Origin of the sequence: Roseburia sp. CLA-AA-H209, assembly GCF_020687575.1 — a bacterium.
Taxonomy (GTDB): domain Bacteria; phylum Bacillota; class Clostridia; order Lachnospirales; family Lachnospiraceae; genus Roseburia_C; species Roseburia_C amylophila.
This window is the reverse complement of the sequence record NZ_JAJEQU010000009.1, coordinates 82333-105454: the sequence shown is the minus strand read 5'-3', so window position 1 is coordinate 105454 and position 23122 is coordinate 82333. Positions and strand designations below refer to the sequence as shown.

The 23122-nt window shown below is 41.9% G+C and carries 20 protein-coding genes; 1 reads left to right on the top strand and 19 read right to left on the bottom strand.

Going from position 1 to position 23122, the window contains the following annotated elements:
• Positions 1 to 86: 86 nt before the first annotated feature.
• From LKD41_RS10040 to LKD41_RS09990, 11 genes are all read right to left on the bottom strand, one after another.
• A complete protein-coding gene (locus tag LKD41_RS10040; protein WP_118088276.1) occupies positions 87 to 1784 on the bottom strand; it encodes a carbon starvation CstA family protein in 1698 nt (565 codons plus the stop codon).
• A gap of 114 nt (positions 1785 to 1898) precedes the next feature.
• Positions 1899 to 2255, bottom strand: a complete 357-nt coding sequence (locus LKD41_RS10035) for a P-II family nitrogen regulator (protein WP_022243940.1) — start codon at positions 2253 to 2255, stop codon at positions 1899 to 1901.
• A gap of 23 nt (positions 2256 to 2278) precedes the next feature.
• Positions 2279 to 3520 carry an ammonium transporter gene (locus LKD41_RS10030; RefSeq protein ID WP_227701092.1) on the bottom strand — a complete coding sequence of 414 codons (1242 nt, stop codon included), beginning with the start codon at positions 3518 to 3520 and terminating at the stop codon, positions 2279 to 2281.
• Positions 3521 to 3875: 355 nt separating this feature from the next.
• Positions 3876 to 4538, bottom strand: a complete 663-nt coding sequence (gene hypB, locus LKD41_RS10025) for a hydrogenase nickel incorporation protein HypB (protein ID WP_227701091.1) — start codon at positions 4536 to 4538, stop codon at positions 3876 to 3878.
• A 21-nt stretch (positions 4539 to 4559) separates the two neighbouring features.
• The gene (locus LKD41_RS10020; RefSeq protein ID WP_022243937.1) at positions 4560 to 5609 is read right to left on the bottom strand and encodes a DUF5692 family protein; all 1050 of its coding nucleotides are present in this window, start codon (positions 5607 to 5609) and stop codon (positions 4560 to 4562) included.
• 46 nt (positions 5610 to 5655) lie between these two features.
• On the bottom strand, positions 5656 to 6000 hold the full coding sequence (locus LKD41_RS10015) for a hydrogenase maturation nickel metallochaperone HypA (protein WP_117697576.1): 345 nt from the start codon (positions 5998 to 6000) through the stop codon (positions 5656 to 5658).
• Positions 6001 to 6018: 18 nt separating this feature from the next.
• Positions 6019 to 8718, bottom strand: a complete 2700-nt coding sequence (locus tag LKD41_RS10010) for an FAD-dependent oxidoreductase (protein ID WP_118088273.1) — start codon at positions 8716 to 8718, stop codon at positions 6019 to 6021.
• A gap of 260 nt (positions 8719 to 8978) precedes the next feature.
• Complete coding sequence (gene serS / locus LKD41_RS10005; RefSeq protein ID WP_022243934.1) at positions 8979 to 10268, bottom strand: serine--tRNA ligase; 1290 nt, start codon at positions 10266 to 10268, stop codon at positions 8979 to 8981.
• Positions 10269 to 10672: 404 nt separating this feature from the next.
• Positions 10673 to 10990, bottom strand: a complete 318-nt coding sequence (locus LKD41_RS10000) for a type II toxin-antitoxin system RelE/ParE family toxin (protein WP_117947828.1) — start codon at positions 10988 to 10990, stop codon at positions 10673 to 10675.
• 5 nt (positions 10991 to 10995) lie between these two features.
• Positions 10996 to 11274, bottom strand: coding sequence for a type II toxin-antitoxin system Phd/YefM family antitoxin (locus tag LKD41_RS09995; RefSeq protein WP_022243932.1), 279 nt, complete (start codon positions 11272 to 11274; stop codon positions 10996 to 10998).
• A 280-nt stretch (positions 11275 to 11554) separates the two neighbouring features.
• Complete coding sequence (locus LKD41_RS09990) at positions 11555 to 11995, bottom strand: hypothetical protein (RefSeq protein WP_227701090.1); 441 nt, start codon at positions 11993 to 11995, stop codon at positions 11555 to 11557.
• Between the two features lie 219 nt (positions 11996 to 12214).
• Between LKD41_RS09990 and LKD41_RS09985 the strand changes: the two genes are divergently transcribed.
• Positions 12215 to 12451: a helix-turn-helix domain-containing protein gene (locus LKD41_RS09985; RefSeq protein ID WP_227701089.1), complete on the top strand. Its 237-nt coding sequence runs from the start codon at positions 12215 to 12217 to the stop codon at positions 12449 to 12451.
• A 58-nt stretch (positions 12452 to 12509) separates the two neighbouring features.
• Here the strand turns inward: LKD41_RS09985 and LKD41_RS09980 are convergent, their stop codons facing one another.
• The 8 genes from LKD41_RS09980 to LKD41_RS09945 all read right to left on the bottom strand — a co-directional run bounded on the left by LKD41_RS09980 (position 12510) and on the right by LKD41_RS09945 (position 22975).
• Positions 12510 to 13763: an ABC transporter permease gene (locus LKD41_RS09980; RefSeq protein WP_227701088.1), complete on the bottom strand. Its 1254-nt coding sequence runs from the start codon at positions 13761 to 13763 to the stop codon at positions 12510 to 12512.
• A 14-nt stretch (positions 13764 to 13777) separates the two neighbouring features.
• Positions 13778 to 15397 (bottom strand): efflux RND transporter periplasmic adaptor subunit, encoded by a 1620-nt coding sequence (locus LKD41_RS09975; protein ID WP_227701087.1) that lies wholly within the window; start codon positions 15395 to 15397, stop codon positions 13778 to 13780.
• Positions 15394 to 16080, bottom strand: a complete 687-nt coding sequence (locus LKD41_RS09970; protein WP_022243927.1) for an ABC transporter ATP-binding protein — start codon at positions 16078 to 16080, stop codon at positions 15394 to 15396. The genes LKD41_RS09975 and LKD41_RS09970 overlap by 4 nt, the downstream gene beginning before the upstream one ends.
• Complete coding sequence (locus LKD41_RS09965; protein WP_227701086.1) at positions 16077 to 17471, bottom strand: efflux RND transporter periplasmic adaptor subunit; 1395 nt, start codon at positions 17469 to 17471, stop codon at positions 16077 to 16079. Before LKD41_RS09965 ends, LKD41_RS09970 begins: the two co-directional genes overlap by 4 nt.
• Before the next feature lie 210 nt (positions 17472 to 17681).
• Entirely contained in the window at positions 17682 to 18920 is a 1239-nt protein-coding gene (gene glyA / locus LKD41_RS09960) for a serine hydroxymethyltransferase (protein WP_022243925.1), read from the bottom strand.
• Between the two features lie 555 nt (positions 18921 to 19475).
• Positions 19476 to 20336, bottom strand: a complete 861-nt coding sequence (locus tag LKD41_RS09955; protein ID WP_022243924.1) for a DMT family transporter — start codon at positions 20334 to 20336, stop codon at positions 19476 to 19478.
• Positions 20337 to 20346: 10 nt separating this feature from the next.
• A complete protein-coding gene (locus LKD41_RS09950; protein ID WP_227701085.1) occupies positions 20347 to 21630 on the bottom strand; it encodes an aminotransferase class I/II-fold pyridoxal phosphate-dependent enzyme in 1284 nt (427 codons plus the stop codon).
• A gap of 19 nt (positions 21631 to 21649) precedes the next feature.
• Positions 21650 to 22975 carry a replication-associated recombination protein A gene (locus LKD41_RS09945; protein WP_227701084.1) on the bottom strand — a complete coding sequence of 442 codons (1326 nt, stop codon included), beginning with the start codon at positions 22973 to 22975 and terminating at the stop codon, positions 21650 to 21652.
• Positions 22976 to 23122: the final 147 nt, after the last annotated feature.

Below are 23122 nucleotides of genomic sequence, written 5' to 3'. Positions count from 1 at the left end.
ACTCAAGATTGTATCTTATTTTTCCCCATTTGAAAAGAAGTAAATGTAATTTCCATTTAAAAATTTCAATTTAATTTCTATTCAATTTATGCTTCTTCCTGTTTTTTGGTCTTTAATAGTTTGGTAAAGCAGCTTGCTGCTACCATAACACCTAATACCATCAGAAGAACTGCAACAATGAGCTGCAAACCATCTACTAAGAATACTGCAGTTCCATTCATTACATTGCTTACCAGTGCAATGAATTTCTGAACCAGTGCAGTAAAGGTTACTGCCAGCATGCTTACCATTGGTACATACAGCGTCCAGCCGGTACGTCCGGTAGTCTTTAAGAATACAGCCAGTGCAATCAGAACAAGTGCTGCAAGCAACTGGTTTGCGGAACCAAACAGCGGCCATACATTGTTGTATCCGCCCAGTGTTAATAAGTATCCAAAGAATAAGGTTACGATTGTTGCAAAATATTTATTGGTTAATACTTTGCGGACACCACCCATTTTTGCAGGGTCTGTTGTATCCTCATAGAATAATTCCTGGAAGGACATTCTTCCGATACGTGCTACAGAATCCAGTGAAGTAAGTGCTAATGCAGATACACACATGGTCATAAATACAGTTGCCACATCATTTGGTACACCTAACATTTCAAGGAAACCGGCAACACCGGATGAGAAGATTGCAAATGGTGTTCCATCTGGTTTTGTACCATTTACAGCTACTGCACCAACAACGACCAATACGATAATTCCAAGTAATGACTCTACTACCATTGCACCATAACCAACCATAGGCATATCTTTTTCATTGCGGATGGTCTTAGATGATGTCTCAGAAGATACCAGACTGTGGAATCCGGAAACAGCACCGCAGGCAATGGTTACAAATAAGGTCGGGAACAGATAAGATTTGCTTCCGTCTGCTCCGGTTAAAACGAATCCGTTAAATGCATTTAACTGCATTGCAGGATGTGCAACTACTACACCAACAACTGCGCCGATAATCATACCAAGAAGCATAAAGGTTGTCATATAATCTCTTGGCTGCATCAAAAGCCACATTGGAAGTACCGATGCCAAGAATAAGTAAATCATGATAATGTAGATCCACATGGTCTTATTGGTATAGATTGGAAGTTTCATACCTACTGCAAACATTACTACGATTAATGCAATTGCAACGATACCTTTTACGATTTCGTTCATCTTTGGTGCTTTCTTTAAGATAATACCAAGGATAACTGCAACACCAATAAATAACATGGAAACGGTTGCTGCTGCACCATTAGCATATACAGCCTTACCATCACCTGCCGGATATGCATTGAAGGTTCCGGCAACCATATCTGTAAATGCTGCGATTACCAAAAGGGTAAATAACCAGCAGAATAACATGAAAAGTTTTCTTCCCATCTTACCAATGTACTTTTCAATAATCATACCCATGGATTTTCCCTCATTCTTAACTGATGCGTACAGAGCACCGAAGTCCTGTACTGCTCCGAAGAACAATCCACCAACTACTATCCATAAGAATACAGGTACCCATCCGAACACACTGGCAAGGATTGGTCCCGTTACAGGGCCTGCACCAGCGATAGATGAGAACTGATGTGAGAATACGGTAAATCTGGATGAAGGAACAAAGTCCTCTCCGTCTTCATATTTTACTGCAGGGGTTTCAGCTTTCGGGTCGATTCCCCATTTCTTAGCCAGCCAGCGTCCATAAAGTAAATAACCGGCAGCCAACAATACGATGGCTATTAATACAATAACTAAACCATTCATTTTCAAATTCCTCCTCATATGAATTATTTAATTATTGTTTTTACTCCCTTTTAAATTTAATGTCAAGGTCTAAATTTAATCAATTTTGTATTACTTTTTTAATCTATCCTTCCTTTAATCGTTGCTCTGTAATGCGTCATAGCCGGTCTCTCCGGTACGGATTTTCTGGGCGGAGCGAATCTCATAGCTGAAGATTTTGCCATCGCCGACTTCTCCGGTAAAGGCTGCCTTCTGAATGGCTTCGATGGTCTTTTGTTCCCATTCTTCGGAAGATACTACGATTTCAAATTTGATTTTCGGAAGCATCTGCACTGCCACTTCCATGCCCCGGACGATTTCCTTATATCCTCTCTGCACACCACAGCCCATAACCTGCGATACCGTAATACCGTTGACTCCGATGGCATTTAATGCTGCTTTTACATCTTCGAATTTTTCTTCCCGCACAATTGCATCTATTTTAATCATCATATCTGATTATCTCCTTTTCTATCCTACTGGTCTAATCCATTGAAGCTTGGGTAAGCATTTTCTCCATGCTGTGTTACATCCAGTCCAAGCTGTTCTTCTTTTAAGCTCACACGAAGCGGAGTAAAGATTCTTACCACTGCTACACAAAGCAGGGTACCAACCACTGCAATTACAATGGTAATTAAAATTCCTTCCAGCTGTGCCAGGAAAAGGCGGTAATCTCCAAACACCAGACCATCCCATTTTGCAGTACTGTTAATGGATTTCTGTGCAAAAATTCCGGTAGCAATTCCACCCCAGATACCGCCGATTCCATGGCATCCAAATGCATCCAGCGCATCATCAATTTTCAGTTTTTTCTTAATAAGTGCAACTCCGAAGTAACAAATCGGGCTGACCAAAGCTCCGATAATAAATGCTGACCAGATTGGAACAAATCCTGCACCCGGTGTAATTGCCACAAGTCCTACTACAAGTCCGGTGGATGCGCCTACCAGGGTTGGCTTTCCTTCTTTTACAACATCAATAAACATCCAGGATAATAAGGCTGCTGCTGCAGAAATTGCAGATGTCATAAATGCATGGGCTGCCAGTCCATCGGCTGCCAGTGCACTTCCTGCATTAAATCCAAACCAGCCAAACCATAAAAGGGATGCTCCCAATACAACAAACGGGATATTATGAATACGATAAGTTACCTGCTCATAGCCACGTCTTCTTCCAAGTATGATTGCCAGAACCAGTGCACTGATTCCGGAACTGATATGTACCACATCTCCTCCTGCGAAGTCAACAGAGCCAATCGCTGCTAAAAGTCCGCCTTCTCCCCAGACCATATGTGCCAGTGGATAATATACAACAAAGGACCATAGTGTTACAAAGAGAAACAGTGCCCTAAACTTCATTCTTCCTACTAAGGAACCGGTAATCAGTGCCGGTGTAATCATGGCAAACATCATCTGGAATGCACAGAATACAAGATGTGGAATGGTATCTGCATAAGGTCCTGCCTCCCAGCCTACACCATTCAAGGCTATCCAACGGAAATCTCCGATGATACCTCCGTGGTTGCCACCAAATGCAAGGGAATAACCAAACAGTGTCCAAAGCACTACCGACAATCCCATGATTGCCACACATGCCATCATCGTGTTACATACATTCTTTCTTCGTACAAGACCTCCATAGAAAAATGCAAGTCCCGGGGTCATAAAAAACACAAGTGCTGTTGCAATCAGCATAAATGCTGTATCTCCAGTATTCATATCTAATCCTCCTTCTTTTCACTTGAGAAACTCTTTATGCGAGTAGCGCACGTAACAAAGAATGTGCCCTGGCACATTCTCGCGCCTGCGGCGGTCGCTTGCGATATCTACCTTATACGCCGCAGTGCGCATCCTCGCGGAGCGTTTTTTACTTTACAGGAAAGCAATTTCCTGTAAAGTAAAAAAAAGATGCCAAAAACACGTTTCCGTGTTTTTGACATCTTCGTCTACAGCTAGGACTATAGCACTTTTTTATTCCTATTGCAAGGGGATTTTTAAATCAATTAATTATTTTTCGTTCTTTTGCTAGTTTTTTTGTGATGTTTCCGGCTGTTTTCTCACCCAAAAGGATGCTTTATTTCATCCATTTATCTGCTTCTTCTTTCAGCCAGGAGTACCATGCTTCCATTCCCTCTCCGGTCTTTGCGGAGATTGGGAATATCTTAAGATTCGGATTCCGTTTCCATGCATACTCCTTTACCTTATCCATATCAAAGTCAAAATATGGCAGCACATCAATTTTATTGATAATAAGTGCATCGCATACAGTAAAGATTAATGGATATTTCAATGGCTTGTCGTGTCCTTCCGGTACGGACAAAATCATTGCATTCTTCACTGCTCCGGTATCAAACTCTGCCGGGCAGACAAGGTTTCCTACATTTTCAAGGATAGCAATATCTACATCCTCCGTGCCAAGCTCCTTCAAGCCCTGTCTGGTCATGTCTGCATCCAGATGGCACATACCGCCGGTATGAAGCTGCACAACCTTTGCCTTTGTCCTATCAGCAATCGTCCATGCATCTACATCGGAATCAATATCCGCTTCCATGACTCCTACCCGGTAGTCCTTTAACAGCTCATTGACCGTTGGCACCAGGGTAGAAGTCTTGCCACTTCCCGGTGAAGACATCAGATTTAAGAGAAATGTTTTCTCTCTCTTTAACTGTTCTCTTAAGCTGGCAGCATCCTTATCATTGTTTTCAAATATACTTCTTTTTACTTCAATTACTTTCATTTCCAGTTCCTCAATTATATCTTATTTTACATCTGCTCTTGCCAGTGCATCTTTATAATACTTGAAGTCTGTAAATACTTCGTTGGTATACGGATTCTTCTTGTTCTTTACCGATTTGTAAATGATGTATCCTAATGCAATGGCATTTACAATCAGTGCCAGTGCGCTGACGATGGTCATTGCGGTCGGATCTGCGTTGTTCGAAGTTCCTGCTACAATGCCATTTACCGTTCCGTCTGCATACTGTCTGGAAACGGTTGCCCATGGATAATAGGTTGTTCCATCGGCAGTAGTCTCCTGAAACAGTGGAAAAATCTGGGCAAACATACACCAGATTGCCAGTGTATTTGCACGGTTCATAATCCAGCCACCCTTGTTCCAGATTAATGCTGCAATAGTAGGTGCTAAAAGCAGTGCTACACCACAGAACCAGGAGTGGGTTGGCAGACAATTGTAGGTATAAGCGAAGTTCCAGATATCATATACTACAATGTAAACCCAGATCATATCCGGCCAGATCATATCCTTCTTGTCTTTGGAAGAATATACTTTCCACCAGCCTGTCATGCAAAGGATATTTAAGATTCCTGCGATTCCGTTCATTACGTTGTGCCAGCCACCATAAAGCCATACATCTTCAGAAGATAACCACCAGGAATACCAGCCGTTGATTGCGGATTCGAAATCGCTGGCTACTGCAATCAAAATATTAATTGCTACGATTACAAATGGGAATGCGCGGAACCACTGTTTCTTTCCAATACCCCATTCATACTTAATCATCATAAAGCCGATACATCCGGCAAGTGCTGCATACAGTTTTGCATAATGGAACCATCCATTCATATAAAGATGTGTCTGGTTATTGACTGCCCATTCTACGCCCTGTCCTGCGCATACTGCAATTACAACAAAGTAAACGGTAAGTGCCAGCGGAATAATTCCAAACATCATAAGTCCACCAAACTTGGTTCTTCTTGCAAACTCATTTAATAAAATAAGTCCGGCTAAGACTGCCAGCATGGCAATCCACTGATAAATTCCATTTCCTCCATAAACATGAAACAACATTTTAACCCCTTCTTTCTTTGGTAAATTATTTATTGGAAAGCCTGCCTCAGCAGGCCTCCATTTCTTTGATACTGCATTCATTTCCCGTCAGCAGATAGGTGTCATCACTCTTACAGTACGGACATTGTCTGCCGAATTTTACAGTCGGATAAGTTTTTTTGCAATTCTCGCACATGGTTACCGCCGGAAGCGTCTCGATACGCAATTCCGATTCCGATAACAGGTCCGATTTCTTCCGGTAATAGTCCCAGCAGTCTAAAAGGTATTCCGGGACAATTCCGCTGACTTCTCCAATTTCCAGAGTAACAGAACCTATCTTCGTCACTTCATTTTCTTCTGCTACTTCCTTTAATGTTTTGGAAATATGAATGATAATTCCCAGTTCATGCATACACTCACATCCTGCTTTTTATTTCTTCCTGCCTTTGAATTTAATCTTAATCTCACGCTTTAACATATATGGGAAGATTGCCTTTAACTTGTCTTCTGATTTTACCATGCGGCTTGCATCCGGCAGGTCACGGCTTAAGTGGATGGCATCAAATTCGCACTTCGTTGTACAAATTCCACAGCCAATACACTTATTCGGGTCTACTACGGTAGCACCACAGCCTAAGCAGCGGTTTGCTTCCTTCTGTACCTGCTCCTCGGTAAAGGTGCTTCGTAAATCACGGAAGGTATGCTTTGCATCTCCAGCCTTATGTCCCGGCACCTGACGTTTTGCATTGTCAAAGGTCTCAACTTTAATATTGTCTTTATCCAGCTCAATGAACTGTCTTCTGTTACGTCCCAAAGTAAGGCTCTGTCCTTCATGGACAAAACGGTGAATAGATACACAGCCTTCTTTTCCTGCTGCAATAGCATCAATAGCAAATCTTGGTCCGGTATAGTTATCTCCACCGGTAAAAATATCCGGCTCTGCAGTCTGGTATGTTACCGGGTCTGCCTTTAAGGTTCCGTTCGGATTAAATTCCACTCTGGTTCCTTCTAATAAAGCCCCCCACTTAATGGACTGTCCAATGGATAATAATACCTGGTCACAAGGAACAGTTAATAATTCTTCTTCGTCATATTTTGGTGAAAACCGTTTATTCTCATCCAGTACAGAGATACATTTTTTGAATACTACTGCGGTTACTTTGCCATTCTCGGTAAGGATTTCCTTTGGTCCCCAGGAATTATTTACCACAATGCCCTCTTCTTCTGCCTCTGCCACCTCATCATCGGCTGCCGGCATAATATCTCTTGATTCCAGACAGAACATGGATACATCGGAAGATCCGGTACGAAGTGCGGTTCTTGCAACGTCTACTGCTACATTTCCTCCACCGATTACTACGGTCTTGCCAGATAATTTCACGCCTTCTTCATTTAAATTGACACGACGCAAGAAGTCTACTCCGGTTTCTACGCCTACGGCATCTTCTCCCGGTACTCCGGTCATACGTCCGCCCTGTGCACCAATTGCTATGTAAAATGCTTTATACCCCTGTTCACGCAGCTGTGCTATGGTGATGTCCTCGCCAACTTCTACGCCGCACTTGAATTCTACCCCCATCTCGCGCAGCACATCGATTTCTGCATTGATCACATCTTTTTCCAGACGGAAAGATGGAATACCGTTCATCAGCATACCACCCGGTCTTTTTTCTTTTTCAAATACAGTAACCGGATAACCCATTTTCTTTAAATAGAATGCGGCTGACATCCCTGCCGGTCCTGCTCCGATTACTGCTACCTTCTCCTCAAAAGGCTTTCCGGAATAATTCAACATTGGTGGAATATAACGCTTCTCTGCATGGAGCTCCTGTTCCGCAATGAATTTCTTGATTTCATCAATGGCTACTGCCTGGTCAATGGTTCCCCTGGTACATGCATCTTCGCAGCGGCGGTTACAGATTGCTCCACATACTGCCGGGAACGGATTCTCCGTCTTAATCAGCTTCAATGCATCCAGATATCTTCCCTGAGATGCCATTTTAATATATCCCTGTACCGGAAGATGTGCCGGGCATGCTGTCTTACATGGTGCGGTACCGGTGTCATAACAGTTAATCTGGTTATCATCCCTGTAATTTGGATTCCATTTTTCCGGTCCCCACTTGGTGGTATCCGGAAGCTCCTGCTGCGGATAGGTAATATGTCCGCCATCTTTGGTGCATAATTTCTGTCCGAGCTTTGCTGCACCAGCCGGACAGTACTCTACACATCTTCCGCAGGCTACACATTTCTCCGGCTCTACGCTGGCACGGTATGCGGAGCGTGACATATTCGGTGTGTTGAAAAGCTGGGATGTACGCAATGCATTACATACACCGACTGCACAGTTACAGATTGCAAAGATTTTATCTTCTCCATCAATGTTGGTAATCTGATGGACATAGCCATTATCCTCTGCTCGCTGCAGAATCTCCATTACTTCATCATAATCAATGTAACGGCCCTTTCCGGTCTCTACACAGTAATCTGCCATATCACCGACACCAATACATAAATCATCCTCTAAGTCTCCGGTTCCCTCCCCACGGATTCGCTGTTGCCGTCTGCAGGAACATGCGCCCACGGAATATTTATCATATTTATTGAGCCAGTGGGAAATATGCTCCACGCTTGCCGACTGCTGGTTTGCCGGGATTGCTTTCTCTACCGGAATAACATGCATTCCGATTCCTGCTCCCCCCAGCGGAACCATCGGTGTTACTTTCTCCAGTGGTAGTCTTGCCATCTGCTCAAAGAAATCTGCGATTTCGGTATGCTCTTCCACCTGCTCTTTGTTCATTACCATGAATTCTGCGCATCCCGGTACGAACATTGGAAGTACATACTGTTTGTGATGGTCTTCGTTCTCCCAGTTGTACTCAATGACTCCGATGACACTCATTTCTTCTAAGAGTTCTTCGGTCCGCTCTACACTCTTCTTACATTTCTTTGCTACTTCTGCTACGGTAGCCGGTACTCTGACTTTCATTGCCAGTGCAACTTCTGCCATCTCATCCGTCACTACACTTGCCAAGCCCCAGTATTCCGGGTCATTTTCCGTAACTTTTACTCCGATTCGGTCTGTAATCTTCTGACCAAGTTTCAGAATCAATTCTCTTGGTTCTGCCATGTGCCCCTCCTTTGTATGATACCTGTATTGCTCCCCTCACAGGTTGTTTTTTGCCGTGATCCATTACAATATTTGTATATATTATACAATATCCGGTTATTTTTATCAATAATTATCACACTTTTCACAATAGTTCTTCATAAAAAAGAAACTGTGTCTTGTGAATTTTATACACAAAACACAGTTTCCTGTTTCTTTTGATTTTCTCACTATTTGAAACTTATTTTTTCAAAATCAGTTTCCAAAATTCTTATTTTCAATTAATCCAGTGGAATCAGTTTTTCTTTTCCACCCATATATGGCTGCAATGCCTTTGGAATATTTACGCTTCCGTCCGCATTGAGGTTGTTCTCTAAGAACGCAATCAGCATACGAGGTGGTGCAACTACAGTATTATTTAAGGTATGTGCGAAATATTTATTTCCATCCTTGCCTTTGACACGGATTTTCAGTCTTCTTGCCTGTGCATCGCCTAAGTTAGAGCAGCTTCCTACTTCGAAGTATTTCTTCTGACGTGGAGACCATGCTTCTACGTCACAGGATTTCACTTTCAAGTCTGCTAAGTCTCCGGAACAGCACTCAAGGGTACGTACCGGAATATCTAAGCTGCGGAACAAATCTACGGTATTCTTCCAGAGCTTGTCATACCACTCTTTGGACTCTTCCGGCTTACATACAACAATCATTTCCTGCTTCTCAAACTGGTGGATACGATATACACCACGTTCTTCAATACCATGTGCTCCTTTTTCTTTACGGAAACATGGAGAGTAGCTGGTCAGGGTATATGGAAGTTTTTCTTCATCATTGATGGTATCAATGAATTTACCAATCATGGAATGCTCAGAAGTACCAATCAGATACAAATCCTCGCCTTCGATTTTATACATCATGGCATCCATTTCATCAAAACTCATAACACCGGTTACAACATTGCTCCGAATCATAAATGGTGGTACACAGTATGTGAATCCACGGTCAATCATGAAATCTCTTGCATAAGAAATAACTGCAGAATGTACTCTTGCAATATCTCCCATCAGATAGTAGAATCCATTTCCCGCAACTTTTCCTGCTGCGTCCAAATCAATACCATGGAAACGATCCATGATATCGGTATGATATGGGATTTCAAAATCCGGAACAACCGGCTCACCAAATTTTTCAATTTCTACGTTACAGGAATCATCTTTTCCAATCGGAACGGATGGGTCTATGATGTTTGGAATTGTCATCATAATCCTGGTAATCTTTTCCTGTAAATCTTTTTCCTGCTCTTCTAACTCTGCAAGGCGGGCTGCATCTTTGCTTACCTGCTCTTTTAATGCCATAGCTTCGTCTTTCTTGCCCTGTCCCATCAATGCACCAATCTGCTTGGAAATACTGTTACGGTTTGCACGTAATGCATCTGCTTCCTGCTGTGCACTTCTTGCCTGCTCATCTAACTCAATTACCTCGTCTACCAGTGGCAATTTGTGATCCTGGAATTTCTTCTTAATGTTTTCTTTTACGATGTCCGGATTTTCCCGTAAGAATTTTAAATCAATCATCTTTGTTCTCCTTCTTTGATATCATGTGCTTTTTTGAAAATTTTATAGGATTGATTCGTAAGCATGCGGTTTTTCTCGCTACTCGCGTAAAAAATGCCTTCCATCCCATGCATTTTCATACATGGGACGAAAGGCTTATCTACCGTTCCGCGTTGCCACCCATTTTGCCGCATCTCTTTTTACGTCTTCTCTTCTTTGCCTGCGACCACTTCATTGCGTATCATAAGGGGTACGAACCCGTGGCTTTCACCACCAGCCTCCGAAAGTGGACCAATTGCTTCCTAATACCGGCTCACACCAGCCGCCAGCTCTCTGAATTATTCCGTCAATCTTAGCTTTCGTCAAACGCTGTTTTTACTCTGTTTCCTATTATAGCGCGGGGAGTGGATTTACGCAAGGGGATTCTACAATCCTCTGATTATATTTAAGTAATCCTGGCGTTGGTCAACAACAGCATAGATTATAACTCTTTTATTTTCTTCATTTATCTTATAGAAAACCAGATTTTTTTCCAATATCAACACCCGATACCCTTGTCTTTTCAATACCAGATAATGCGTTTCTCCCCCCTTTAATGGATGAACTGCCAAATCAAGAATATTCTGTTCCAGTTCTTCTAATTTTTCCAGTGCAACCTTATTACCAAAATTTTCGGCTATATACAATACGATTTTTCTAATCTGCGCATCTGCCGTTTCTGTACGAACAACTTCATATTTCAATAATTCTATTCCTCCCCAAGCATTTGTCTTAAATCATCAAATGTTTCACGAACCGGTGCTACTCTACCATTCTTTACATCATCTTCCGCTTCTGTAAGAATTTCCAAAAGTTCTATTCTTGACTTCATTCTTTTATATTCCTCATACGAAAGAGAGACTGTATCACCACGACCGTTTACTGTGATTATAACCGCTTCATTTTCTTCTCTGCATTGTTTTGAAATTTCACTATAATGATTTCTTAAATCTGCAGATGGTCGTATTGTTTCCTGTAATGCATGCATAAAAAACACCTCCGCCTATATTATAGTCACATCATATCATAATTTGACTATGTTATCAAGTTTTCCATTCGTAAACCCATCGTAAACCATCGTAAAACCATAAAACCCATAACAAAATTCGGAAGGGATTTTTGTTACTTTTTACTATATCCATGTTCATTTCTGGAAAAAGAATGTGCCTTGGCACATTCACGATCTAAGCGACTTTTCTTTTAAGAAAATTTTTGCAGTTCTTTATATCTAAAATACTGTGTTGCTGAAAAATGTGATGAATGTATGGTTAGTCGATAACTGTTGCATCTCTATCCCACAAAAACTCTCTATGTCCATTCCAATTAACCCTATAAAAGGTATATCCTTCTGCCTCATTATTAAATACTTCTAATACATCAAACTCGGTTCCATAATCCGTCAAAATAAAATCGTGATACTCTTTGTCACTTGGCTGGTCTGTTAAATATGCTCCATTTGAATTCGTAACCTTCACCCGAAACAGCACCGGCTCCTCGGTCTCTGTCACGATCGCATTTTCTACCTTTGCCTCCGTTGCTGTCTCGCTCTCTGTCTCAGTTGTGACAACTGCTTCGGTCACTTCTGTGGCAGCTGAATTTTCCTGCTCCTTCGTGCTGCCGCAGGCTGTAACTGATATTGCCATAAGTATCGTTAATACTCCTGTCATAACTTTTTCCGCTATTGCTGTTGAAATCTTTCTGTTTTTCATAAATGTCCGCCTTTCCTGTTTATCTTCCTTTTATCATTTGAACTGCTCTCTATTTTAGTACATATATTTACTAAAGCCAATAGTAAACATCTTTATTATGATAAATTAAAAAAGTCCTCTGCAAGACATATTATTTTTAGGATATATTCTGGATTTTTTGAGAATTATATAAATTTATTTTTGAAAAATTCCGGATTTATTTTTAGATTTGGAGATTATATGGATTATATACAGCGAATGCGTAATTTACGCGAAGACCATGACAAAACCCAGCAGGAAATTGCCGACGTTCTCGGAACTTCCCAGACCATGTACGCCCGCTATGAGCGTGGTGCTAATGAGCTTCCTATCCGCCATCTTCTGAAGCTCTGCCATTACTATAGTGTTTCTTCCGATTATTTTCTTGGTCTTTCTGATATAAAAACAGCTCATTTACACCATGACAGTAAAATCTAAAAAGAGGAAAATTCAATGAAATCTGAATTTTCCTCTTTTTTTACACTTTTTCTATTTTTTACTCGTGACGCAATGCCTCGATTGGGTCTAAGTTTGCTGCCTTATAGGATGGCAGAAGACCGAAAATAATTCCAATAATCATGGAGAATACCACGCCGCCTACGGCTGCCGGTGCACTGATGGCAACCGGTGTGGTACTCAGTTTCGAGATAATCTCAGCTAATATGATTCCCACCAGAACTCCAATCAATCCGCCTAAACTGGTAAGTACTGCTGCCTCGGTTAAGAACTGTCCTAAGATAACAGACTTTCTTGCTCCGATTGCTTTCTTCAGACCAATCTCACTGGTACGCTCCGTTACGGATACCAGCATGATATTCATTACACCGATACCGCCAACCAGAAGGGAAATTCCGGCAATCCAGATTAACATGGTATTGGTGGACTGGCTCAACTGCTGAATTTGTTTTGCCTGCTCCAGTAAGTCTTCGGATTTGTACTTAATGGTATCATCCGATGCTGCAAGATAGCCATTTAAAATATCGGCACTCTTCTTTCCTGCATTGGTCATATCGCTGGTGCTCTTTGCTTTAATGAGAACCTGCTGTGGTTCGTCATAACGATAGATAATCGGCCAGGTTACAGATGGTACATAAATCTTACCACTGCTGTCCTGGGAATAAGTATAATAATCATCAATGGAATTGATAACCGGCTCGAACTGCTCGCTCTTGGTTGCAATTCCTACAACAATATATGGCTGCTGCTTAATCTCAATGGTCTTTCCAATTGGATTCTCTCCCTGAAATAATGCTTCTGCAGAATCTTCATCTAAGATTGCGACCTTTGAAAAATCACTGTAGTCCTCTTCGGTAAAGCAGCGTCCGCTCTTCATAATCATTCCCGCAGTATTAAAGTAGCCATTGTCTACTCCCATAATATAACCGCCGGAAAGAGAAGTATTTTTATAGTATGCCCCATCATAATCCTGTCTGGAAAGGAATAAAGATGCATCCTCTACTTCATCCAGATCTTTAATCTGCTCCAGTGCTTCATTTGTAATTACCGGAATTCCACCCGGTACACTTCCATAGGAAAAATCCATGGAATAATCTCCCTGATACAACTGCACTGTAACATTGTTATCACCTGCGCCAATCAGGTTCTGCTCAATCTGTTCATTCGTTCCTTTAATCGTAGATACAATTGCAATAATCGCTGCAATACCAATAATAATACCCAGCATAGTTAAGAAGGAACGCATCTTGTGTGACCAGATACCCTGAAAAGATAATCTTAAATTTTCTAACATGTTCGTCCCTCCTACTAATACATTACAGTTCCGGAATCTTCATCCTTATTGGTTTTGACTCCTTCTTTTGCTGTCTTACCATATGGAAAAGCAAGATAATCATCCATTGTAACTCCGGATTTAATTTCTACTGCATATCCATATATGGTCTTTCCTGTCTTCACATACTGTTTTACAAGATGACCAGTTCCATCATCCTTCATGACATAGCTCTTACCATCTTCCTTACGCACATATGCTTTATCCAGATAAATCTTATCGGAAGAATCTTCATCTCCACCAAGATTAATGGAAAGACTTAAGTTGTCTCCATTGCTAAGTCCAGTGCTGTCTTCAATATATGCGGTATAGCCATAATAGGATGCATTCGGATTGCCATTGCCATAATAATAGCCATTGGAATCCTCCGGGTAATCATTAATCTCTGTTATTGTTGCATCAAATACCATTCCGGTGCTCCAGGAGGTTGCTGTAACACTCTGTCCGACTTTCACCTGTTCCAATGCAAGCTCATTTAGAGTTCCCTTTACATATAGACCATCTGAACCGGAAAGTGTCAAAAATGCACTTCCATCATTTGGAAGATTATCCGGATCTCCTGCTTTCTTTACGGTACCATTAAACTCAGCATAAACCATTCCATCTTCTGACTGGCTTTCCATCTGTTTCAACGCAAGCTCCGCTTTTCTTTTATCCAGATCAAGCTTAGTCAGTTCTTTTTCTTTATCCGCAATCTCTTTTGCCAGTTCATCTGCTGTATATCCGCTCTGCTGGTTATCATCCGGTACAGATGGTGTATCCGGTACAACCGGTTCGACCGGGGTATCCGGGACATCCGGCTCATTAATTACTTTACTTCCATCAATAACATACCATTTTGCATCCGGGTCTGCTTCCTCTAAAGCTGCACCGACTTTTGTCCATGCACTGATTAAGGTTCCGGCTACGATATTTCCGTCATGAATTTCAAATACCGCAACCTTCCCCTCACTTTTCAATGTATTCAGATAGCTTCCATAGACATATGCTTCCTTTGTACATAAGAAGCGGTATGGATTCTCCTGGCTTCCATCTCCGGTATATGGCTGCGCCGTTGTTGAAATATAATTATAGGCATCTCCGTTCTTCTCTTCTACCGTATCCGGTGTGGTTACAGAAGTATCCGTAGATGGTGTTTCCGGTGCTGATGGCGTCACACTGTCTACAGACGGTGTACTTGTTGTGGCATTGCTGATTGGCTTGGTATTTTTAAGCTTTTCCAATTCCTTCTGTGCTACAGCACTATTATTTTCGATTGTCTGGATGTCTAATTTCTTCATCTCAATTGCCAGGTCAATATTGGTCATATCATATTGTAACAGCGGGTCACCTTCGGATACTTCCTGTCCTTCTGTTACAAACACTTTCTGAATGGTCTGCTCTGTGCTGACATAAACATCCTGCTGCTGTCCATTGGTCACGGTTCCGTCACTTTCCATGCTGTCATCCCAGGAACCAGTATTTAACATGGATACTGACTGTACCTCTGCTACCAGCTTACTATTCTGGTATGCCCGGTATCCTACTATTCCTCCGGTGATTCCACCTCCGGCTAAAACTACGATTAGAATTGCAATTACAACTTTCTTTTTCATGCCTTGCCCTCCTCATCGTCTGTAAATATTTCTCCGTCTACTATATGGAGGATTCTCTTTGCCTGTTTTGCAATGTTAATATCGTGGGTAATCATGACAATGGTAACGCCCTCATCATTCAGGCTCTGGAACAATTCCATAATCTGTTTACCGGATTTCTGGTCCAATGCTCCGGTCGGCTCGTCTGCCAGTAAAATCTTCGGATTATTTACCATGGCACGGGCAATTGCTACTCTCTGCTTCTGTCCACCGGAAAGCTGTGTCGGACGGAACCCGGAACGGTCTCCTAATCCTACACGCTCCAATGCCTTCTGTGCTCTTTCTTTCCGTTCTTTCTTCTTTACACCGGCATAGCTCAGTGGAAGTGATACGTTATCCAGTGCACTTTCCCTTGGCATCAGCTGAAAACTCTGAAATACAAATCCAATACTGTTCAGTCGGACAGCAGACATCTCGCGGTCTTTTAAGTTTAAGACATCCTTTCCCGCCAGTTCATAGGTTCCGGAAGTCGGTCTGTCCAGACACCCGATAATATTCATCAATGTTGTCTTCCCGGAACCGGACGGTCCCATGATAGCAACATATTCTCCTTCTTCTACCTGTAAAGATACATCCTTCAATACCGGAACTACCAGTTTATCCTGATTGTAATCTTTATAGATATGCTGCAGATTCAGAATCATTCAACCACCTCCGAATCTGTCGCACCTGACTCGCCGCTATCTGTAAATTCAGTTCCGGCTTCATCATACATTCCTTCGTCCATGTATTCGGTTCCGTCAGTATTATTATACATGCCTTCATCCATAGATTCAGTTCCGTATTCATCATACATTCCTTCGTCCATACCAGAATCATCTGTAGATTCCTGATTATATAACGGAGAAGAATAATCTACTTCTTCCATATTGGTAACTGCTGTTACACCCTCATACAGTCCCTGCATCGGGAATGCAATCAGGTCATCTTCAGAAAGTCCGGATTTAATCTCATATTCATCGAGATTCTCATCATACTCGCCTAATTCTACCTTGCGTTTTTCCAGTCTGTTCTTCTTGTCTGCTGCCCATACATATGGGTCTCCATCATCCTGCACAATATAATAGCCGTACAGCCAGACTCCTTCCTTTTCTTCAACCTCGCCCTGTCCGTAATCCGGCTCTATATATAAATGCTGTCCTAACATCAGTCCGTCTGTACTGTCCAAAGTAACATAGAATGAATACTTAGACGCAGAATCTCCAGAACTGCCTCCATCATACATATAAGAAGAATTACTGTCCGTCTGGCTGCTTTCAGTATCAATCTTGGAAATACTTCCTGTCCAGGTCTGCGTCTCATCTAATCTGGAACGTAAAATAACCGGTGTTCCCTCTGAAATTGTTCCTACAGAAGTCTCATCAATCGTTCCTTTTACACGGTACTCGCCTGTCGCTAATATTTTCATATATGCTGCAGTATTTCCATTGGGATCCACCCCGTTTTCATTGATTTCTTTTACAACACCAGCCATCTTACTGGTTACTTCTGAGTTGTCGATGGATTTCTGGTATTTGTCAATCTCTGCCTGTTTGCTTTTCTTGTTGTATTCTGACTGCTTAATGGAAGTCTGCAGTGTCTGAATCTGTGTGGTATATTCAAACTGCTGGTCTTCCGGTGCGCTTGCTTTTTCTTTCTGCAATTCTGCAATCTGTGCATTTGAATTGGAAATGTCATTTGCAATGCCTTCCATCTCAAGCTTTGCCTGGTCTATCTGCATCTGCAGTTCTTCTGTATCATAAGAAAATAATACGGTTCCCTCTTCTACTTCATCACCAACAGAAACGTATACTTCCTTTACTTTACGTTCGGAATCCTTATTTATCTCTAAGGTCTCCTGTGGTTCTACCACACCACTGTAACGATTATTGATTCCTGCTGACTGGTTCATAATTGCAGATACTTTTTCTACATATACCTTGTCTGCAGAATTTCCACCGCTGCTTCTTCCCTTTAGGAAATAGAATCCTACTCCGGCTGCAACTACTGCCGCTGCAATAACTCCAATAATAATGCCTACCTTCTTTTTGCTCATCTGTCTCCTCCTGAATAATTCCTTTTTCCTGCCTTTTACCTGTAGAAACTGCCGTTGGCAGCTTTTTATGGATGCCTGACTTCGAAAAAAATAGCCGTAAAGCTTTCATACTTTACGACTATTTTATCATTTTCTTATTCGAAATACAGCGTGGATAATTCCTAAGATTTCTTAAGAAATCATTAATTTCCCGACAAAAATTTTTACGATTTATTTCAGAGGATATTTTGCAGTTAATTCTGCTACAATTGCTCTTGCTTTCTCAGAAGCTGCCTCGCCCTCTTTAATCATCATGGCAATTGCCTCTGCAATCTTGTCCATATCTTCTGTATTCATGCCTCTTGATGTAACAGCTGCAGTACCAAGACGAACACCACTGGTTACGAATGGAGACTTCGGATCATTCGGAATGGTATTCTTATTACATGTGATGTTTACAGCATCTAATAATTTTTCTACTGCCTTACCTGTCAAATCATAATTAGTAAGGTCTACTAACATCAGATGGTTGTCAGTTCCGCCGGATACAATCTTGATATCACGGCTTAATAATCCCTTGCAAAGTGCCTGGGCATTATCAATAATACCCTGCTGATATACCTTGAATTCCGGCTGTAACGCTTCTTTTAAGCAGACTGCCTTTGCTGCAATGACATGCATTAAAGGTCCACCCTGGATTCCCGGAAATACTGCCTTATTAAAGTTATATTTATCTGCTGCTTCCTGATTGCAGAGAATCATTCCGCCTCTTGGTCCTCTTAAGGTCTTATGGGTTGTTGTTGTTACAACATCTGCATATGGGATTGGGCTTGGATGAAGTCCTGCTGCAACAAGTCCTGCGATATGTGCCATATCAACCATAAGAACTGCACCACAGGCATCTGCAATTTCACGGAATTTCTTGAAATCAATGGTTCTTGCGTATGCGGATGCACCTGCAATAATCATCTTTGGCTTACATTCCATTGCAATCTGCATAACATTGTCATAGTCAATGAAGCCTTCATCATTTACACCATAAGGCACAATATGGAAATATGTTCCGGAGAAGTTTACCGGACTTCCGTGTGTTAAATGTCCACCATGGTCTAAGTTCATTCCCATTACGGTATCACCCGGTTTTAAAATAGCAAACTGTACAGCCATGTTTGCCTGTGCACCGGAATGTGGCTGTACATTTACATAGTCACAGCCAAACAGCTCTTTTGCTCTCTCAATTGCCAGGTTCTCTACAATATCAACGCAGTCACATCCGCCGTAATATCTCTTTCCCGGATAGCCTTCTGCATATTTATTAGTCATTACACTGCCCATTGCTGACATTACTGCCGGACTTACCCAGTTCTCAGATGCAATCAGCTCAATGTGGCTGTTCTGACGGTCAAATTCTTTGGTAATGGCATCTGCAACTTCCATGTCCACTGCCTGAATATCTTCTAATGTATACATGTTTCTTCTCCTTCTCTATGTGATTTTCTTTAGGCGATTGCGAAAGGGGACAGCTTTTCTTTCAAAATTTTGCTATGAAAGGGGATTTGAAGTCTGCACTGAAATCCCGCAGTTCTAAAAGGTATGTTTTGCGTAACGCGATAAAAACAGTCTTTCCAATGTTTGACATCGTCGCTGCATTGTTCGTCAACTTCAGATGCATGATAAGGGCTGTTAGGGGCACTTAGAATTTCGTCTGTTCTTTGGCAACGCTGGCACAGGGACGTGCCAGCGAGGCGCAATTGAACATGGATGTGAATTTGCGCCGGTTGCCGGAACATATGGCATTATACCGAAATTCTTAGTGCCCCTTGCAGACTTTATGCTGCATCTGCAGTTGACGGACAGTACAGCGACCCTGTCAAAGCAACGGAATGTACATCTATCCAATTTCGCAATCGCCCAATAAATTTACTTTGAGTATCATTATAAGTGATAGCCTGATTCAACGCAACAGTATTTTTACGCATTACCGTAAAAAAGTGCATTTTCAAATATCTTTTCCAGTTCCCTTTTCTAGGTGTCGTATTTCATATTATACTGCCACTTAAATATGGCAGTTCCAATGATAACAATATAGCCTGCAATACTGAGGACATCCGGTATCTGATTCAGGAACAGAATGCCAAGAAGTGCCGCAAAGACAATCTGGGTGTAATCAAAAACAGATATCGCTTTTGCCGGTGCTTTCGTATATGCTGTGGTAATGCAGATCTGTCCGCCTGCTGCACATACGCCAGCCAGCATAAGGCAGACAAACTGTGTCATGCTCATAGGCTTATATCCGATGATAAAAAACGGCAATGTGACAACACAGGAAAAGAGTGAAAAACAAAGGACGATAACCGGTCCCTTCACTCCCATTTTCCCCAATTTACGCACATAGGTATAAGCAATTCCTGCACCCAGTCCGCCCAGTGCTCCAATCAGTCCGTAAACAAACTGTATATCAAAGGATGGCTTAATGACAAGCAGTGCTCCGGTAAATGCCAGCACGACTGCTCCCCATTCTACTTTATTTGCCTTTTCCTTTAAGATAAAGGTTGACATAATAATTGCAAAGAAAGGCGATAACTTATTTAACATATTGGCATCTGCAATATTCAGCCGGTCAATGGCATAGAAATTACAGATTAATCCTACCGTTCCGCAGAAGCTTCGCATGAAGAGTCCGCCCCAGCTTTTCTTTGGTGCATAGAATGGCTCTTTTGCCCGGATGAGCAGAAAAGCTGCCACAACGGCAGCTACTGCATTTCGGAAAAAAGCCTTTTCCATCGTAGGCAGGTCTCCTGACAGCCGGACAAAAAATGTCATCAGTGCAAAGAAGAAGCCTGCTCCTATAATAAATAAAATTCCCTGTCTTTTTTCCTGTTTCATATGATTCTTTCTATTCTGCAAGCAGTTTTTCTACACTTGCAAGTTTGACGCAAAGTACAAAAATTTTAGTTGCTGTCTCAAGTTCTTCCATAGTCGGGAAGCTTGGTGCAATACGGATAACAGAATCCTCCGGGTCTTTTCCATAAGGGAAAGGTGCTCCTGCCGGTGTCAAAACAACGCCTGCTTCTTTTGCTTTGGCAACAACACTCTTTGCACATCCCGGTAAAGTATTAAAGCAGATGAAGTATCCACCCTTCGGGCTAATCCAGGAACCGATTCCAAGCTCGCCTAATTCATCCTGCAATGTTCTTTCTACCATTTCAAACTTCGGACGCATAATTGCTGCCTGTTTCATCATATGTGCATTGATTCCGTCAATATTTTTGAAATAACGTACATGACGAAGCTGATTAATCTTATCATGTCCGATGGTCTGCATCGTAAACTGTTTTTCAATGAAGTCAAGGTTTGCCTTGGAAGTTACGATTGCTGCAATACCGCTTCCCGGGAAGCTTACCTTTGATGTAGAGCAGAATTCATATACCATATCCGGGTTGCCGGCTTTCTCACATTCGCTGATGATATCTAAAAGGTCATCCTGCTCATCTTCATAGAGATGATGTACTACATAGGCATTGTCCCAGTAAATACGGAAGTCTTCTGCTGCCGGCTTTAATGCTGCCATACGGCAGACAGTTTCATCGGAATAAGTGATTCCCTGAGGATTGGAATATTTTGGTACACACCAGATTCCTTTAATGGAATCATCGCTGCTTACCAGACGCTCTACCATATCCATATCCGGTCCTTCGGAAGTCATCGGTACATTTACCATTTCTACACCGAAAAATTCTGTTACTCCGAAATGACGGTCATAGCCCGGTACCGGACATAAGAATTTTACTTTATCCAGTTTGCACCATGGTGTACTTCCCATGACACCGTGGGTAAAGGAACGGGATACGGTATCGTACATAACATTTAAACTGGAATTACCGTATACAAAAACATGGTCCGGTGTGCTTCCTACCATATCTGCAATTAATTTTCTTGCTTCCGGAATTCCTTTTAATTCTCCATAATTTCTACAATCTGTACCATCTTCTGCAATTAATTCACTGCTGCTGTTTAATACATCCAGCATCGGCATGACAAGGTCGAGCTGGGTTGCTGCCGGCTTTCCTCTTGCCATATTTAAAGAAAGACCCATTCCCTTGTATTTTGCATACTCTTTTTCAAGACCTTCCTTTACCTTATACAATTCTTCTTTTGACATTTCCTGATAAGACTGCATCTTATTCCTTCCTCCTGTATCATTCATCATTTTCTTTTAACCAGTGAAGCCACTGGGCGATTTCTTTTTCTTTTCCATTGTCGGTCGGCTCGTAAAATACCGAATCCGTCAGCCCATCCGGAAGATACTGCTGTCTGACATAGTGGTGCGGGTAATCATGGGAATAAAGATAACCCAGACCATGTCCTAATTTTCCGGCGGATTTGTAATGTGCATCCTTTAAGTGATTTGGTATCGGTGCCGTTTTGATATGTTCTACCACATCCATCGCGCGATTCAGTCCCATATAGGATGCATTACTCTTTGGGGCACTTGCCACATAGGCAACTGCTTCTGCAAGAATAATCTGTGCCTCCGGCATACCGATGCGTTCTACTGCCTGTGCTGCAGAAACCGCTACATTCAATGCCATCGGGTCTGCTGTACCAACATCCTCTGCCGCGCTGATCATGATTCTTCTTGCGATGAAACGGATATCTTCTCCTGCATATAACATTCTTGCAAGGTAATAAAGGGCCGCATCCGGGTCTGTTCCACGGATACTTTTGATAAATGCAGAAATCGTATCATAATGATTATCGCCTGCCTTATCATATTTCACTACACGCTTCTGGATACATTCCTGTGCCACATCGATTGTAATATGGATAAGTCCGTCTTCGCTTCGTGGTGTGGTTAAGATTCCAAGTTCAATGGCGGTAAGGGCTGCCCTTGCATCTCCATTGGCTACATCTGCCATGAATTCCAGTGCATCCTCATCGATGACTGCCTGATATGCACCCATTCCTTTTTCCTTATCAGTAACTGCCCGCACCAAAAGCTTCTTAATATCTTCTTTTTCCAGTGCATGCAGTTCAAAAATAATGGAACGGGATAGTAAAGCTCCATTGACTTCAAAATATGGATTTTCCGTTGTGGCACCAATCAGGATAATCGTTCCGTCTTCTACAAAAGGCAGAAGGTAGTCCTGCTGTCCTTTATTAAAACGATGAATCTCGTCGATGAAAAGAATCGTTTTCTTTCCATACATTCCCTGATTGTTCTTTGCCTGCTGCACCACTTCCTCCATGTCCTTCTTTCCTGCAGATGTAGCATTCATCTGAAGGAATTCAGCACTGGTGGTATTGGCAATCACTTTTGCCAGCGTGGTCTTTCCGGTTCCCGGCGGTCCATAGAAAAGAATAGAACTTAACTTATCTGCTTTAATGGCACGATATAACAGCTTGTCCTTTCCGATAATATGTTCCTGCCCGACTACTTCGTCTAAGGTCGTGGGACGAAGTCTTGCCGCAAGGGGAGACTCTTTTTCCATATTCTGTTCCCGCATGTAATCAAATAAATCCATTTTTGCTCCTTGCATAATTTCAAAACGAATCTTGCATTTTTACTCTTATTTTTCTTCATTTTTATACTTTTTGGGTTTCAAAATGACATTTGAGCTTTAAAATAATTCATTTCATCCTAAGATACCATACCTTAATTTTTGTCTTTT